Below are 14,864 nucleotides of genomic sequence, written 5' to 3' on the forward strand. Positions count from 1 at the left end.
GGATTTAGATTGGCGCCCATACGGATCAATTTTTCAACCGGAACCTTGGGTTGCCTGACAATATTTCTCGCAGTCGCCGCGCCGTTGGTGTTTTTGTTGTTCGGTTTAACCGATCTTTCGGACAGCACAGGTAGGCGCGCTGCGTTTGCGAGAATGCTTCAGTCGTGGCGCATCGACGACTTCCCGGTCGGAGCAGCACTTTTAGGCGGATATGTTCTCTTCGAAGCCGTAATGAATGGTTGGCGTTGGGCTGACCGAACAGCGATCACGATGACTAAAGATGCTTTGTTGCTGCACCCGAGTGTACTCCGAAAGCCCATATCGCTGGAACAACTCACAGAGGTGAAGACCGTCAAGCGCGTTACTTATGGAATAAAAACTATCAATCCGTCGCTACGCGTGTCGTGGATTGACGAATACCGCCGGTCCACCAAATCGCGAACGATTCGAAACATCGACTTAGCTTCAGCATCTGGTCAGCTTTTCAAAGAGCGTCTTGGTGCGTTAGGTAAATGGCGAGAGTCTGATTGAACTACTTTTCGCTGTCCTACACCTCCATTTTTTGCCATCCTTTGGGGTAACAAATATGTGTAGGAAAAACAGGTATGTCATATAGTGTGAACTTGCTGAAAAATCTGCGGGTCTTGGCGATTTCTGGTGCCTTTATTTTGTCCTCGACTGCACAAGCGCAAACTACGGTCATTACCGCAGATAAGATGGTCGATGTTTTGACGGGTAAAAAGGTTGATTTTCCTGCTGTGTTTGTCGGCGCGGATGGCCGCATCACCAGCATCGCCGATGCCCGCACGGTAAAATGGGGCAGCGATGTCGCACATATAAACATGTCCGGCAAAACCATCTTACCCGGCCTCATTGACATGCATGTGCATCTCGATAGCCCCGCTGATATTGGCGGCTATCGCGGCCTTGAATTTACCGACAGCTTCTGGGGTATGTCGGCCGTCGGTGCGGCGCAGGCTATGCTGAAGGCGGGCTTTACTACCGTGCGCAATGTCGGGGCGGAAAACCGCAATGACATCGGTCTAAAACAAGCGATTGAAAATGGCTATGCCATAGGTCCGCGTATTGTGCCGGCTGGTTATTCGATCGGCGCAACTGGCGGGCATTGCGACTCAACATTTCTGCCGCCAAGCCTTGAAGGGGCATCCAAGGAAGAGGGCATTGCCGATAGCGAGGACGAATTGCGCTACGAAGTCCGGCGCCAGCGGAAATATGGCGCAGAAGTCATCAAGGTCTGTGCCACAGGCGGCGTGTTTTCACGCAATACCGAACCTGGTCAGCAGCAACTTTCCGAACGCGAATTGCGTGTAATAGCCGAAGAGGCACATCAATGGGGCCTGCGCGTTGCGGCCCATGCCCATGGCGGAGACGGCATTAAGGCCGCGATCAAAGCGGGCATCGACACGATTGAACATGCAAGCCTTGTGGACGATGAGGGCATAAAGCTTGCCGCCGCGCGAGTGCGGCCCGTATGGTTCTCGATGGACATCTTCAACACAGATTATACGCAGTCCGAGGGCGCGAAAAACGGCGTATTGGAAGACAATCTGCGCAAAGACCGCGAAGTAGCGCAGATCCAGCGCGACAATTTCCGTAAAGCGCACAAAGCTGGTGTTAAAATGGTCTTTGCCTCGGACGCGGGCGTGATGCCGCACGGGCTTGTCGGCGGACAATTTAAAGTCATGGTCGAATATGGCATGACCCCGATTGAGGCCATTCAGGCCGCAACCCGCAACGCGGCCCAAGCGCTTGGCCGCGAAAAAGATGTCGGCGCGATTGCTGTGGGGCGCTTTGCCGATATCATCGCAGTCGATGGCGACCCCTTGGCGAATGTGCGGGAGTTGGAAACTGTCGACGCCGTGGTGAAGGGCGGCAAAATCGTCCGATGAATGCGCGAACTGCAATCTATCATAGCGCATTGATTGCGCCATGATGGTTGTGTAAACTTCTATTTCAGCGGTCGCAGAATTGTCCGCGAATGAATATCAGGGATTTTGAAACATGATCACTATCATCGCAACCGCAATGCTCAGCATGGCCGCCATGAAGGGCGACCCCATGGACAACGCCCGTAAGGCATTCAACAATTGCATGATTGAAGTCCACAATGTGGCCGTCGCTGAAAAAGCTGCCCCAAGCGCGTTTATCCAAACATCCGATTCGGCATGCCCGACAGAACGCGCAGCCTATAAGGCGATATTGGTGAAGTCCGAGCGGTCTTATGGTTCAAGCTTGGCCGAAGCGGAGAAGTTTGCGGCCGAGGAAATCCAGCTGCTGGTCGACTCGGTGGTGACGAGCTTTAATGAAAATATCGAGAGTGGCGCAAAGTTAACGCCGGAGAAGTAAAGGCTGCAACAAGCCATGTGGTTGTGGTGACTATTGTAGTTATCTTTTCATGCTCGGTGCTTGATAACCGAACCGGCGCATCATCCTCGGTAGGCACTGTTGAAAATACCACTGTAAGTGCTCAACGCTGCACAGGCCGCTTTTGCTAAGGCTTCCTCTTCGTTTTCAGAAAGATGTAAAACATCGAGGTCATGTCGAAATGCCTGCCACTCGCTTTTCCTTTTTTCAGCATCAACGCGCAAATTAAGGTGATTGGCCTTTGGGTCTGTTAGGAGTTGTGCCAATCCGAAATCGACAAATTGGGTCGCATATAACCAACCCATCCTTGGAAGTAGGCCAAAGGGCACACTGCGGCCATGACCGGAAAACTGTAAATCTGGGACAATGTGCCGAGGCGCTTTAGGTTCAAATACCTGCGGTTGGCGGATATCGAAAAAGGGAAAAAGCAACCGCTTGATATTAGGATCATCATAAACTGGTTTGACCATCTGATGATAATGGACGTGCGCCAGCAGTAACCGTTGACAATTGGTCTCGCTCATCACGGGCTGATGTGATTCAATGCAATCAATCACCAAATCCCGCGCATGGCTGGTTTTGACTGCCAACCATTTTGATAGCGACCAACTATCGGACAAAATATTATGTTCCATATGAAAACTATGGCCCGTAAAAACTTAAAAGCGCACAAAAGGGCGCAATCAATCCAGCACCCTGCGCAACTATTTGCTGATCGATGAATGGACAATGGCATATTTCTATATCGCACAGGCCAGTCTGCGCTCTAACGCCAAATTCCATTTTGCAATCCATGCCCATGCCGTGATGCTGTAATTAATTCTGCGACGTTTTCCAGTCTCGTTTGATTTTTTTGGCTAGGCTCCATTTATGCACTTCGGTTGGTCCGTCATATATCCGGAAAGCGCGGACTTCGCGGAAAACCTGCTCGACGATGGTCTTGTCTGTGACACCCGAGCCACCCATTACCTGAACGCAGCGGTCTGCGATGCGCATTAAGGCTTCGGAAACCGCCACTTTCGTCATCGAGCTCTCGACGGTACCCAGCGAGCCTGAATCCAAGACCGAAGCGCACCAAGCGATCATCAATTCAGCCTGTTTCAAATCGATCATATTTTCGGCGAGCATGAAGCCGACGCCTTCATGGTCAATCAGCGTTTTCCCGAACGCCTCGCGCCGATTGGCATAATCGGAGGCGATTTCATGCGCCCGTTCACAGCATCCATGCCAACGCATACAATGCGAAAGCCTGGCAGGGGAAAGGCGGAGTTGGGCATATTTGAATCCCTCACCAGCAAGTCCAAGCATTTGATCTGCCGGAACTCGAAGATTGTCGATGATGACGGTTGCATGTCCGCCTGGCATTGAGCTGTCTATGGTGTTTGGAACATCTTCGATCCGGATGGCTGGATCAGGCAGGTCAACCAAGAACATGCATGCACCTTCCTCAGCCTTTGCCATGATGATGCCAACACCGGCACCATCGGCACCAGTGATAAAAGCCTCGCGACCGTTGATGATCCAGTGGTTTCCGTCAAGTCGGCAGGTTGTCTTCATCATGGACGGATCGGAGCCAGCGCCGCCCTCTGAGGCAGGCTCGGTCATGAAAAAGGCAGAGCGGACCGCTCCGTCCACGAGCGGCTTTAAAAAACGCTCTTTGATTTCCGGACTTCCGACATGACCCAGTAGATACATGTTCCCTTCGTCTGGTGCCATTGTATTCACGGCAAGCGGGCCAAGCGGCGAGAGACCTGATTTTTGAAGCACAAAAGCGGTTTCAAGCTGTGTTAGATGGGATCCATTGGGAAGAATATGCGGCGTAAGTACGCCGGCGTTACGCGCCTTGCTGCGCATTTCCATGACAAGTTCATCAAGCGGCGCGCCGTGGTGGTCGCGTCTTGGGTCTCTCTCATAGGGAATGACGACTTCGCGGACAAACCGTTCAACGTTAGCGCCAATTACCATCGCGCGTTCCGACAGTTGAATTTGGTTTTCATTCACGCTTAAATTCTCCGTCTCACCAGATGTTATTCTTGCCAAATTCGATATATCATTTAGATGAAAATCAGCAAGAAAAATGGTCCAATTAGGATATTCAGGAGATACATAATGCTGCCCAGCAAACTGCTCATCAATGGCGCGCTCGTGGAAGGTGCGCTGAAATTAGAGGTTGTTAATCCCGCTACGGGCCATCCATTTGCAACTGTTTCAAGGGCAGACGCTGGGCAGCTCGAAGAAGCAGTCGCCTCAGCCAAAGCCGCAGCGCCGGGCTGGGCTGCATTGGGGTGCGCTGCACGGGGTGAATATCTGGCAAAGCTGGCAGATGCCATCGAAGCCAGTAAAGATGACTTTGCCAAGCTGCTGACGACTGAGCAGGGTAAGCCGCTTAAGCAGGCAATGGGTGAGGTAATCGGAGGCATTTATCAGCTTCGCCATTATGCCGCGCAGCGGATGGAGCCCGTCACACTTCGCGAAACTGACGCGGTCCGTATCATTGAACATCGGACCCCTCTTGGCGTCGTCGCAGCAATCACGCCATGGAATTTTCCGTTCATGATGGTGACGCAAAAAATGGGTCCAGCTTTAATCGCAGGAAATACAATTGTCGCAAAACCTGCGCCAACAACGCCCATGTGTACCTTGAAAATTGCGGAGCTTGCGGCGAATATTTTTCCCGCGGGTGTGGTAAACGTCATCATCGACAATAACGACCTGGGTGCAGCATTATCGAGCCATCCAGATGTTGCAAAGGTCAGTTTTACAGGTTCAACCGGAACTGGGCGGAAGATTTTTGCGGCAGGTGCTGATGATCTAAAACGGATTACGCTTGAACTTGGCGGGAATGACGCTGCGATAGTGCTTGACGATGTTGACCCAAAGGCGGTTGCCTCGAAACTGTTTAATGGCGCAATGGTCAATGCAGGGCAGGTTTGCCTCGCCATCAAGCGGGTTTACGCCCATGCTTCGATTTATGACGAGATATGTTCGGAACTGGCCATATTGGCTGAAAATGCGGTTGTCGATGACGGCTTGAACCAAGGCGCACAAATCGGTCCAGTTCAAAACAAAATGCAATATGAAAAATTATGCGGTTTTCTAGAAGATGCGGCGGCCAATGGCACAATTTTGGCTGGCGGTAAGCTGCTGGACCGGGAAGGTTATTTCATTGCGCCTACTATTGTTAGGGATATTGCCGATGACGCGAGATTGGTGCGCGAGGAGCAATTCGGTCCAGTTCTGCCAGTCATGAAATATGATGACATTGATGACGCCATCGCACGGGCCAACGACAATGAATATGGTCTGGGTGGGACAATCTGGGCTGGAAATGTTGATCGTGGCATCGAAGTCGCTATGAAAATCGACTCTGGAACGGTTTGGGTGAATAAGCATCTCGATCTGCCGTTTGATATCCCTTTTGGCGGTTCAAAGCAGTCAGGTATTGGTCGTGAAGGTGGGGATGAAGGACTATTTGCTTATACCCAACCACATGTCGTTAACATTGCCAAGGCCGCCATTTGATAGAGTTAAAGGTTCTTTGGAGATGCTGTTACGATTTCGCTGTTGCCTGACCAAACAACCCGGATAATCCCTAAAGAGATAGCAAGAGCTCTTTCTATGCCGGGCAGTACTGTGGACAAAGTCCGGTTTATGAAGCTGGCCTTTGGGCATCAAGCTTTGTAGTCATTCCATTGGCAACTGCGACCTTTTTAAGCAACGGAGCCAACGCACTGGGGGCAGGTGCGAATATTCGAGGCGCTCTTATTGATCGGCGGCGTCGAAATGCTTTGGGATCGTCCAGCAGGTCCGCTTGCCTCGGCACCTGCGCAATGGCGGTAGGGGTGCTTGCAAACCAACGCATTTATAGATATCACCTAGTTATACGATTAACTTAGGAGACGACTAATGGCCAGTAAGGCAGACGATATCAAGCAGAGCGAAGAGTGGCAGAAGGCTGTCTCCTACGAAATTCGTGACGAAGATATTGAGCGTCAGAAGCAGCTTATCGGCTTTGAAGAGCCTGGCAAAATGGCGCAGTACGTCCAAACGGTTAGCCATGATTCAATCCGTAACTGGTCCTATGGCTGCGGCGATGACAATCCGCTTTTCACTGACCCTAATTACGCAAAGAGGACGCGTTGGGGCGATGTGATCGCACCCGGCATGATGATTGGCCAGGTTGGCAAGCCGCTTTTGGGCGATCCGACCCCCGACGAAATCCGTGCCCTGAAAAAGAGCTTATTCCGGGGCATCCATGTATTCGTATCGGGTGCTGACTGGGAATTTTACCGCGCTGTCTATCCCGGCGATACGATTTATACATTTTCCGGAGAGGAAAGCTGCGAAGTCAAGCAGTCGGAATTCGCGGGCCGTTCAGTCATCAACGTTCGTCGCCACGTGAACATGAACCAGCGGGGGGATGTTGTGTCGGTTTACCGCGTCCTTAGCGTTCTGACCGAACGCAAGACTGCCGCAAAGAAGGGCAAATATTCAGCGATTGAACCTAAGGTTTGGACCGATGAAGAGTTCCAAGCGATTGAAGATGTCTACGCTGCAGAAATGGTCCAAGGTCCCAATAAGCGTTGGGCTGAAGATGTTTCCGTTGGATCGGCGCTCGGCATGCAAGCCAAGGGGCCATTGACTGTCACTGACGTCGTTTGCTTCCACGCTGGTGGTTATGGTTTTGTGCCTTATGCGCCAACCGTTGGTCGCCGCGCACACAAGAACCGCAAACGCATCGCGCCATTTTACGTGAAGAACGAATATGGCGTGCCTGACGTGGCGCAACGTCTGCATTGGGATCCAGTTTGGGCGCAGGCCATTGGTAACCCGATGGCTTATGATTATGGTGTCATGCGCGAAAATTACCTCTGGAGCTATCTCAATGACTGGGCTGGTGATGATGCTATCATTACCAATGTCCACGATGAAATCCGCAAGTTCAACTATATGGGCGATGTCCAAATGGTCACGGGTGAAGTCGTTGCAAGGCGCACCGAGCATGGCAATGAATTGGTAGATGTCGTTGTGCGTTTCACCAACCAACGCGGCGAAGAGAGCGTTAAGTCAACTGCGACCATCGCATTGCCAAGCAAGGCGCGTCCACTTCCGCTGTATCCGCCAGTGCCAGAAGCGCTGGCTGAAAAGGCGATACAGATGATGGCGCGTCACCGTGAGCTTGGCGGGGATTGATTGGCTGGTGGTTTTGCCACGGCTTCGATACCGCGTATAATTAAAAAAGACGTCGGCGTTGCCGGCGTCTTTTTCGTAGGTGAACCCTGCAAGCCCGAACAAAACAGAAAATGGGCCGCCTTAAGCAGGCCAGAGCGGAGTGAGTGATATGGAAAATAGGTTCCTTGGCAAAAGCGGACTGGAGCTATCGGTTTTCGGTTTCGGGTGTATGACCTTTTCCGATGGAACGGGCCGCTTCGGCGCAACCGGATCGACAAGCGGGGCGGATGCTGCGCGACAGATTGATCTTTGCATCGACCATGGCATCAATTTTTTCGATACCGCTGATGTCTACGCGGCTGGCCGATCCGAAGAAATATTGGGAGAGGCGTTGGGTAAGCGACGCAAGCAGGTTGTCGTTGCCACAAAAGCGTTCCACCGCATGGGGAAAGGCACGCATGATGCCGGTTTGTCGCGGCGTCACCTTATTGATGCCTGTGATGCGTCCTTACGCCGTTTGGGAACCGACTGGATCGATCTGTATCAGGTCCATAATTTTGACTCGTTAGTTCCGCCGGAAGAGACGCTGCGTGCATTGGACGATCTCGTCCATGCTGGGAAAATTCGCTATATTGGCTGCTCAAACCATGCTGGCTGGCAACTCGCTAAGGCGTTGGGAATTTCGAAAGAAGAACATCTGGCCCATTATATCGGGCAACAAATACAATATTCCCTTGTTTCCCGGGTGGCCGAAGAGGAATTGTTGCCTTGCGGTTTAGATATGGGCGTGGGTGCGATTATCTGGAGCCCATTGGCACAAGGCTTTCTATCAGGAAAGTTTCGTGCGGAAACCGATGGAAAAGCTCGTTTAGAGCAAATGAACGCGTTGAAAGGCTATGACAATCAACGTTGCCGCGATGTGCTGAAAGTGATTGATAAAATTGTGGACGGAAGAGATGGTACCATCACCCACAGTCAGGTTGCCTTGAATTGGGTAAAGGCACGGCTCGGCGTAACGTCCGTCTTGCTTGGCGCGCGAACTGATGCTCAGCTTCTGGACAATCTTGGTGCAGCCAACTGGTCATTATCACAAGACGAAATAGACACGCTGGATCAGGCTAGCCAAATTGGGTTGCGCTATCCGGTATCGGCGCAACAAAATTATGGGGCGGAGCGTAATCCACCTATTTTCAAGCGTTTTGGGTGAGGAATCTGGAAGCAGCGGCCCATATCCGACTGCCTAATTTCATCTATTCGTCGGAGACTGCTTTAGCAGTCATTGTTTTTATATGACCCTCAAATGGCTGCTAGTAGGGAGGCAGGTGTTGCTGCCCCCCAACTTAGTCTCATGATGTTAGAGCTATTCGCCAGCATATCCACCAGCAAGGAACGCCTCGAGCGCCCGGTGGAAATTCAAAACAGCGACTTCCTGTTTTGGATTAGGGCGCGCACCCTTAAAGCCGATGGACTTCATGCCTTTTTGTATTTCCGCGACGTTGGCGAAGTCTTGCGTCAGAATAAGGCCCCAGAAATCCTTGTCCCCATGGTTCTGGTTCCACTCTTGCTCAACTTTCGGCTCTTCGCCCTCAGGATAACGCTGCATGGAGTATACATCGAAAACGCACTTGTCTGGGTCATTGCCAAATGGACGTGCACGATAACCAAGCAAGCCAGTTGCACCCATCAGCATGATTTGGTTCGGGAACAGATGCCAGTCGATGCCAGCTTCCTGCATCTGCTGTGGCGTGATATCTGGCCATTTCAGGCCAAGCGAAATCGCATGTTCGTAAATGAACTGACCAAATTTCATCAGCACTTCCATGTGCGACGCACCCGGTTCAACCTCTTGCATGATACGCCGCGCGGCGTGGACGGTCTGCACCGATGACCCGGCGTTCAGCGTGGCGGCCATATCCTCCATATAGTCACGGATCCCGGGGCGGATATCTTCGGTCGGCTCACCGCCCGTCAGGCGGGGTGAGCGTGAACCCATTGGCATCGCTTCCCAATAGCCGAAATGCGCATGGCGACCGCGTGCATAGCTTTGTGTCCAATCGTCCATATAGCGCAGCATCTGGCTGTGCGTTGTCTGCACATGATAGCCCTCGTTGAATGCTTCGAGTGCTACTTTCCAGTTGCAGTCCAATATTGTGGATTTGCGCCAGTGGTAACGCAATCCGCCAAGATCAAACGGATCGAGATAGGCCTTCGCAGGGGCCAGATGCTCTTCAAGGCTAACGCAGTCAGGATCCATATTGATATAGATCCATCCGCTCCACCGTCCAACCTTGACAGGCATCAAGTTCAGGTCTTCGTTGGTCAAGTCTTCCGGTGCCCATTCATGCCTGTCTACGACCCTCGCATCGGTACCGTCGATTTTCCAGTTCCAGCCATGATATTTGCAGAACAGGCGTGCGGCATGACCGCAGCCCTCGGTTAACGTTCTTCCACGATGTGGACAGACGTTGTGGAATGCTTTGATTTCGTCGGGTGCAGAACGGATGACAATGATAGATTGATCGACAATGTCATAGGTATAATAATCACCAACCTTGGGAATTTCTTCTTCGCGGCAGGCCATTTGCCAGACCTTTTTCCAAAGACCTTCGGCTTCGCGTTTGGCAAAGTCGGGGCAGATATAGTTTTCCGCCGAAATTATCGAATTGGCACCTGTCCAACGTGCGGCTTCCTGTGTCGCAATATCACTCATCAAACTCTCCAGTTTTTTCGTCCGCCTTGCTTGGCGCGTAATTTTGGGGTGCTGCGATTAAAATCAATGCGGCGGACGAACAACTGATGCCCGGTCGCCGTCAAAGGCAATAATGACTTCCGACCCAGCTTTATAAAAAGCAGTAATTTCATCGCCGTTCAACTTCTGCCCAACGGTATTGCGGACATAGGTTTGCGGATCGATGGACAATCTATGCTGTCCGCTTGAATCGCGCACACTTACATGGCTTTCCGTGATTTCCTCTATCATACCCACAAGCGGGCAATCATCGCCTTTGGCCATTACCCGGTGATCCATCGACAAGCGAAACCGATCCGACTGATTGGTCAGGCCGGTATGCGGTGTCCAGAGGTTCATCAACAACACATCGCCCGCTTGATATGTGGTTCGACGCCAGCGATCAGCTGGAATTGCCTCAAGCGGGATGGGACCGTTCGATCCATTCTCCGTTTTCGGGTGATAGCTCTCGCGACCCGATGCCATGCCCTCTGCAAGCATAAGACCACCTATCTCGGCATCGATTTCCGCCAGCGGGATCCAGCAAATGCGGAAGGGAAGGCCGGGACTAAACGGTCCATCTTGATGGATGGCGTCGATACGTGGCTTATTTTTGTCCTGCTGCGGCGGCGTCGCGCGATATTCGACAATTGGCACCCAGAATGGATCGTCTTGAAACAGGCGGGTGAAAAAATCATTTATCGGCTTTTCAGCGACAAATGCAGGCCAAGGTCGCTTCGCCGCGATCGGTTCCATACGGAACGGATATGTCTCCAAGCTACCACCATTATACAGGACACTTTTATCCGTTGGCGCATCGCCAACAGGTTCAATCACCTTCTGTTTCTCTAACTCGTCGATCCAGGATTGACGCAACCGCGCAACGGCACCTTTGTCTAATACATCGCGGAAAAACCAGTATCCGTCTTGTTCCCAGGCAGCATCAAGCGCAGCTTTGTCACCGATTAAATGGTTATGGGTTTTCAATTCTTGCGTTACCGGAAAACTTGGTGCCGAAACATCGTTCAACTGAGTGGCCATGTTATCTGATCTCCATCCAATGGATTGCTTTTGAATATCCTGCGTCAGGCTTATCGTTACAATAGTTTTATATCAATCATCTACCGGTATAAACCGGTTTTCTACCTTCACGGTGTGCAGTACGTGCCTCGGCATAATCATCAGTTTTGAATAGCGCTGTTTGTGCCAGCAATTCCTGTGTCAGCCCGTTACGCACGGCACCAGCATGACCCTGATCAATCATCGCTTTCGCCATCGCCAGGGCAATTGGCGGCTTGGCCGCTAGATCAATCGCGATTTCTAGTGCTTTTTCATCAACATCTTGCGGATCATGCAAGAAATCTATTGCACCCCACTCAATGGCGGTTTTGGCGTCAATACTCTGGCCTGACATAATCATATATTTGGCTCGTGACGGCCCAATGAGGTTGCTTAGATATTGGGTGCCGCCTGTATCTGGCAGCAGGCCGTAGTTGATTTCAGGCAACGCCATTTTCAAATTGCTTGCCCCGACGCGGATGTCTGCCACCAGCGCCATTTCACAACCTCCGCCTATTGCCGCGCCTTTGACTGAAGCGATGACGGGCTTGGGGCAATCAAGAATCGCGATTCTTGTCTGCTGATGACGCTTGACGAAGTGATAGTCGCTTTCACCGTCCACCCTATGCCCAAGCACGGATGTGTCGCGGCCCGAGCAGAATGACTTGCCAGCGCCGCGCAAAAGGATGGCACGCACGTCGCTATCGTTGATAGCCTTTTGAAGACATTCGCTCAATAATGCGCCCGCTTCATCGTTAATGGCATTGTGGCGGTCCGGCCTGTTGATTGTGATAATGCCGACAGCGGACGCTATCTCGAAAAGGACTGGTGGGGCCATTCTTGTTCTTCTCCCGCGTGCAAATATCATGAGGCCTTAAAATGACCTTGAAAGGTATTAAGTAGTTATATAATTGCTCCAGCCATTGAGTCTATAGCCGGATGTTGTCGGTGAAAGAAAAATGGTTCTTTTCGGCAGAGTGCCGAATGAGGCACCGCTCCAACAGAATAGAGGATGTCAAATGGCACTAAAGACACGAATTACCAACATGCTTGGGATAGAGCATCCCATCGTCCAAGGCGGAATGCAATGGGTTGGCGTCGCCGAAATGGCGAGCGCCGTTTCAAATGCTGGCGGGCTTGGCATTTTAACTGCGTTGACTCAGCCGACGCCGCGTGCACTGGCCGAAGAAATTGAACGTTGCCGGTCTATGACGGATAAGCCCTTTGGGGTTAATCTGACCGTATTACCATCGATCAATCCGCCAGATTACAGAGGTTATACCCAAGCGATTATCGATAGCGGCGTAAAGATTGTGGAAACAGCCGGAACGCCTGCTGTGCGGGAGTTTTGGGAAATGATGCAGCCGCACGGTATTCGCATCCTGCACAAATGTACCGCCGTGCGCCATGCATTGTCCGCAGAGCGTGCGGGCGTTGATATCGTCTCAATTGATGGTTTTGAATGTGCTGGCCATCCTGGTGAAGATGATATTCCTGGGCTGATTCTCATTCCTGTCGCTGCAGACAAGGTAAAGATCCCCCTTTTAGCGAGTGGTGGCTTTGGTGATGGTCGCGGGCTTGCCGCTGCACTTGTGCTTGGTGCGGAGGGTGTCAACATGGGCACCCGCTTTACAGCAACAGTCGAGGCACCCATTCACCAAAGCTTTAAAGACGAGATGGTGGCCAATGACGAGCGGGGAACAGAACTTATTTTCCGATCGTACCGGAATACCGCGCGCGTTGCGAAGAACGAGGTGTCGCAACAGGTTGTTGCCGCAGAGCGTGAGGGAAAGCCGTTTGAAGCTGTAGCGGACTTGGTCAAGGGTGCGCGCGGACGCGAAGGACTTGCCAGCGGAGATACGAACCACGGCGTTTGGTCGGCGGGTATGGTGCAGGGGCTGATCCACGATGTTCCAACTTGCGCTGAGCTGTTGTCCCGTATGGTAGCTGACGCGGAAAACATTATCCGCAAACGCCTGACTGGCATGCTGACCGATTAAAGTTGAAAGGGCCACTTATGGCTGAAGCATTTATCATCGACGCATGTCGCACACCACGCGGTGGCGGTAAACCCAGCAAAGGTGCACTGTCCCATTTACACCCTCAGCATCTGGCAGCAACCGTGTTGGCAGCTTTGCGGGATCGAAATGGCCTTGACACTGCGACGGTCGACGACATCATTTGGTCGACTTCTACGCAAGAGGGCAAGCAAGGCGGTGATTTAGGGCGCATGTCTGCGCTTGCTGCCGGATATGATGTGAAAGCCTCGGGCACGACACTTGATCGTTTTTGCGGCGGCGGTATCACGGCCGTTAACTTGGCGGCAGGTTCTGTTTTGTCAGGAATGGAAGATTGCGTCATCGCTGGCGGCACCGAAATGATGAGCTATCAGCAAATACTAGCGGCAGAACGTGCTGCGGCCAATATGGCACCGCGTTTCATGGGCGCAGGGAATGAAGCATTGGATGCATTGCATCCTCAATCCAATCAGGGCGTTTGTGCAGATGCTATCGCCGCGCGTGAGGGAATTGACCGAGCAGCGCTGGATGCGCTTGCGTTGGAAAGCCAACGCCGGGCTGACATCGCCATCCGTGAAGGCCGTTTTAACAAGTCGCTCGTGCCTGTGTTGAATGAAGATGGAAGCGTCGCGCTGGATCGCGAAGAATTCCCGCGACCGGAAACTTCGGCTGAAGGATTGGCGTCGCTTAAGCCGTCCTTTCAGGCCTTGGCCGACTTTGATCTTGGCAATGGCAAGACTTGGCGCAATCAGATTAAGCGTGTCTATCCCGACCTAGAATGGGAAGGTGTGCATCATCCAGGCAACAGCTCCGGTGTGGTTGACGGGGCCGCAGCCGTGCTAATCGCGTCTGAGGCATATACCAAAAAGTACAATATTAAACCGCGCGCGCGGATCGTTGCCTATTCAAACCTTGGCGATTGTCCGACTTTAATGCTGAATGCTCCGGTTCCGGGTGCGCGCAAGGCTTTGGCTAAGGCCGGACTGACTGTGGCCGACATTGACTTATGGGAAATCAATGAAGCCTTTGCGGTTGTGGCGGAGAAATTCATCCGTGACCTTGGGCTTGACCGGACAAAAGTGAATGTAAACGGCGGCGCGATGGCGCTTGGCCATCCTATCGGCGCTACGGGTGCCATATTGGTTGGAACAATACTGGACGAGTTGGAACGCACGGGGGGACGATATGGTCTCGTTACCATGTGTGCCGGTGGCGGAATGGCGCCCGCAATCATTATCGAACGCATATGAGACAAGGATTTCCGAAATGAAGATCATCGTCCCCGTTAAGCGGGTCATCGATTATAATGTTAAGCCGCGGGTTAAGCCTGATGGTTCGGGTGTTGATTTGGCGAATGTCAAAATGAGCATGAACCCGTTTGACGAGATTGCGGTGGAAGAAGCGCTGCGTTTGCGTGAAAAGGGCGTTGCGACCGAGGTTATCGCGGTGTCGATTGGGCCGGACAAGGCGCAAGAAACGCTGCGTACGGCCTTGGCTATGGG

The 14,864-nt window shown here is 52.2% G+C and carries 13 protein-coding genes and 1 pseudogene; 9 read left to right on the plus strand and 5 right to left on the minus strand.

Annotation, left to right across the window (positions count from 1 at the left end; translation table 11 throughout):
• The first annotated feature begins 9 nt into the window (after positions 1-9).
• From Q0O33_RS03315 to Q0O33_RS03325, 3 genes are all read left to right on the plus strand, one after another.
• Positions 10-531 (plus strand): hypothetical protein, encoded by a 522-nt coding sequence (locus tag Q0O33_RS03315; protein WP_295496020.1) that lies wholly within the window; start codon positions 10-12, stop codon positions 529-531.
• A gap of 74 nt (positions 532-605) precedes the next feature.
• Positions 606-1,910 carry an amidohydrolase family protein gene (locus Q0O33_RS03320; RefSeq protein ID WP_295496024.1) on the plus strand — a complete coding sequence of 435 codons (1,305 nt, stop codon included), beginning with the start codon at positions 606-608 and terminating at the stop codon, positions 1,908-1,910.
• A 112-nt stretch (positions 1,911-2,022) separates the two neighbouring features.
• Positions 2,023-2,367, plus strand: coding sequence for a hypothetical protein (locus Q0O33_RS03325; RefSeq protein ID WP_295496027.1), 345 nt, complete (start codon positions 2,023-2,025; stop codon positions 2,365-2,367).
• 80 nt (positions 2,368-2,447) lie between these two features.
• On the opposite strand, the gene Q0O33_RS03330 is transcribed toward Q0O33_RS03325, so the two are convergent.
• The gene (locus Q0O33_RS03330; protein WP_295496030.1) at positions 2,448-3,020 is read right to left on the minus strand and encodes a hypothetical protein; all 573 of its coding nucleotides are present in this window, start codon (positions 3,018-3,020) and stop codon (positions 2,448-2,450) included.
• Positions 3,021-3,201: 181 nt separating this feature from the next.
• Entirely contained in the window at positions 3,202-4,350 is a 1,149-nt protein-coding gene (locus tag Q0O33_RS03335; protein WP_295496064.1) for an acyl-CoA dehydrogenase family protein, read from the minus strand.
• 144 nt (positions 4,351-4,494) lie between these two features.
• Between Q0O33_RS03335 and Q0O33_RS03340 the strand changes: the two genes are divergently transcribed.
• From Q0O33_RS03340 to Q0O33_RS03350, 3 genes are all read left to right on the plus strand, one after another.
• On the plus strand, positions 4,495-5,907 hold the full coding sequence (locus Q0O33_RS03340) for an aldehyde dehydrogenase family protein (RefSeq protein ID WP_295496031.1): 1,413 nt from the start codon (positions 4,495-4,497) through the stop codon (positions 5,905-5,907).
• A 384-nt stretch (positions 5,908-6,291) separates the two neighbouring features.
• Positions 6,292-7,578 (plus strand): MaoC family dehydratase N-terminal domain-containing protein, encoded by a 1,287-nt coding sequence (locus Q0O33_RS03345; protein ID WP_295496034.1) that lies wholly within the window; start codon positions 6,292-6,294, stop codon positions 7,576-7,578.
• A 148-nt stretch (positions 7,579-7,726) separates the two neighbouring features.
• Complete coding sequence (locus tag Q0O33_RS03350; protein WP_295496037.1) at positions 7,727-8,764, plus strand: aldo/keto reductase; 1,038 nt, start codon at positions 7,727-7,729, stop codon at positions 8,762-8,764.
• Positions 8,765-8,917: 153 nt separating this feature from the next.
• Here the strand turns inward: Q0O33_RS03350 and Q0O33_RS03355 are convergent, their stop codons facing one another.
• The 3 genes from Q0O33_RS03355 to Q0O33_RS03365 form a co-directional block, all read right to left on the minus strand.
• Positions 8,918-10,267 carry an aromatic ring-hydroxylating dioxygenase subunit alpha gene (locus tag Q0O33_RS03355; protein WP_295496040.1) on the minus strand — a complete coding sequence of 450 codons (1,350 nt, stop codon included), beginning with the start codon at positions 10,265-10,267 and terminating at the stop codon, positions 8,918-8,920.
• 63 nt (positions 10,268-10,330) lie between these two features.
• The gene (locus Q0O33_RS03360) at positions 10,331-11,326 is read right to left on the minus strand and encodes a phytanoyl-CoA dioxygenase family protein (RefSeq protein WP_295496042.1); all 996 of its coding nucleotides are present in this window, start codon (positions 11,324-11,326) and stop codon (positions 10,331-10,333) included.
• Between the two features lie 76 nt (positions 11,327-11,402).
• Positions 11,403-12,182, minus strand: coding sequence for an enoyl-CoA hydratase/isomerase family protein (locus tag Q0O33_RS03365; RefSeq protein WP_295496045.1), 780 nt, complete (start codon positions 12,180-12,182; stop codon positions 11,403-11,405).
• 181 nt (positions 12,183-12,363) lie between these two features.
• On the opposite strand from Q0O33_RS03365, the gene Q0O33_RS03370 reads away from it, so the two are divergent.
• The 3 genes and pseudogenes from Q0O33_RS03370 to Q0O33_RS03380 all read left to right on the plus strand — a co-directional run.
• On the plus strand, positions 12,364-13,344 hold the full coding sequence (locus Q0O33_RS03370) for a nitronate monooxygenase family protein (RefSeq protein ID WP_295496048.1): 981 nt from the start codon (positions 12,364-12,366) through the stop codon (positions 13,342-13,344).
• Between the two features lie 17 nt (positions 13,345-13,361).
• The gene (locus Q0O33_RS03375) at positions 13,362-14,612 is read left to right on the plus strand and encodes an acetyl-CoA C-acetyltransferase (RefSeq protein ID WP_295496050.1); all 1,251 of its coding nucleotides are present in this window, start codon (positions 13,362-13,364) and stop codon (positions 14,610-14,612) included.
• Positions 14,613-14,628: 16 nt separating this feature from the next.
• Positions 14,629-14,864 (plus strand): annotated as a pseudogene (locus Q0O33_RS03380) (electron transfer flavoprotein subunit beta/FixA family protein); the annotation flags it as partial.

This window comes from Sphingorhabdus sp. EL138 (assembly GCF_945862485.1).
Taxonomy (GTDB): domain Bacteria; phylum Pseudomonadota; class Alphaproteobacteria; order Sphingomonadales; family Sphingomonadaceae; genus Sphingorhabdus_B.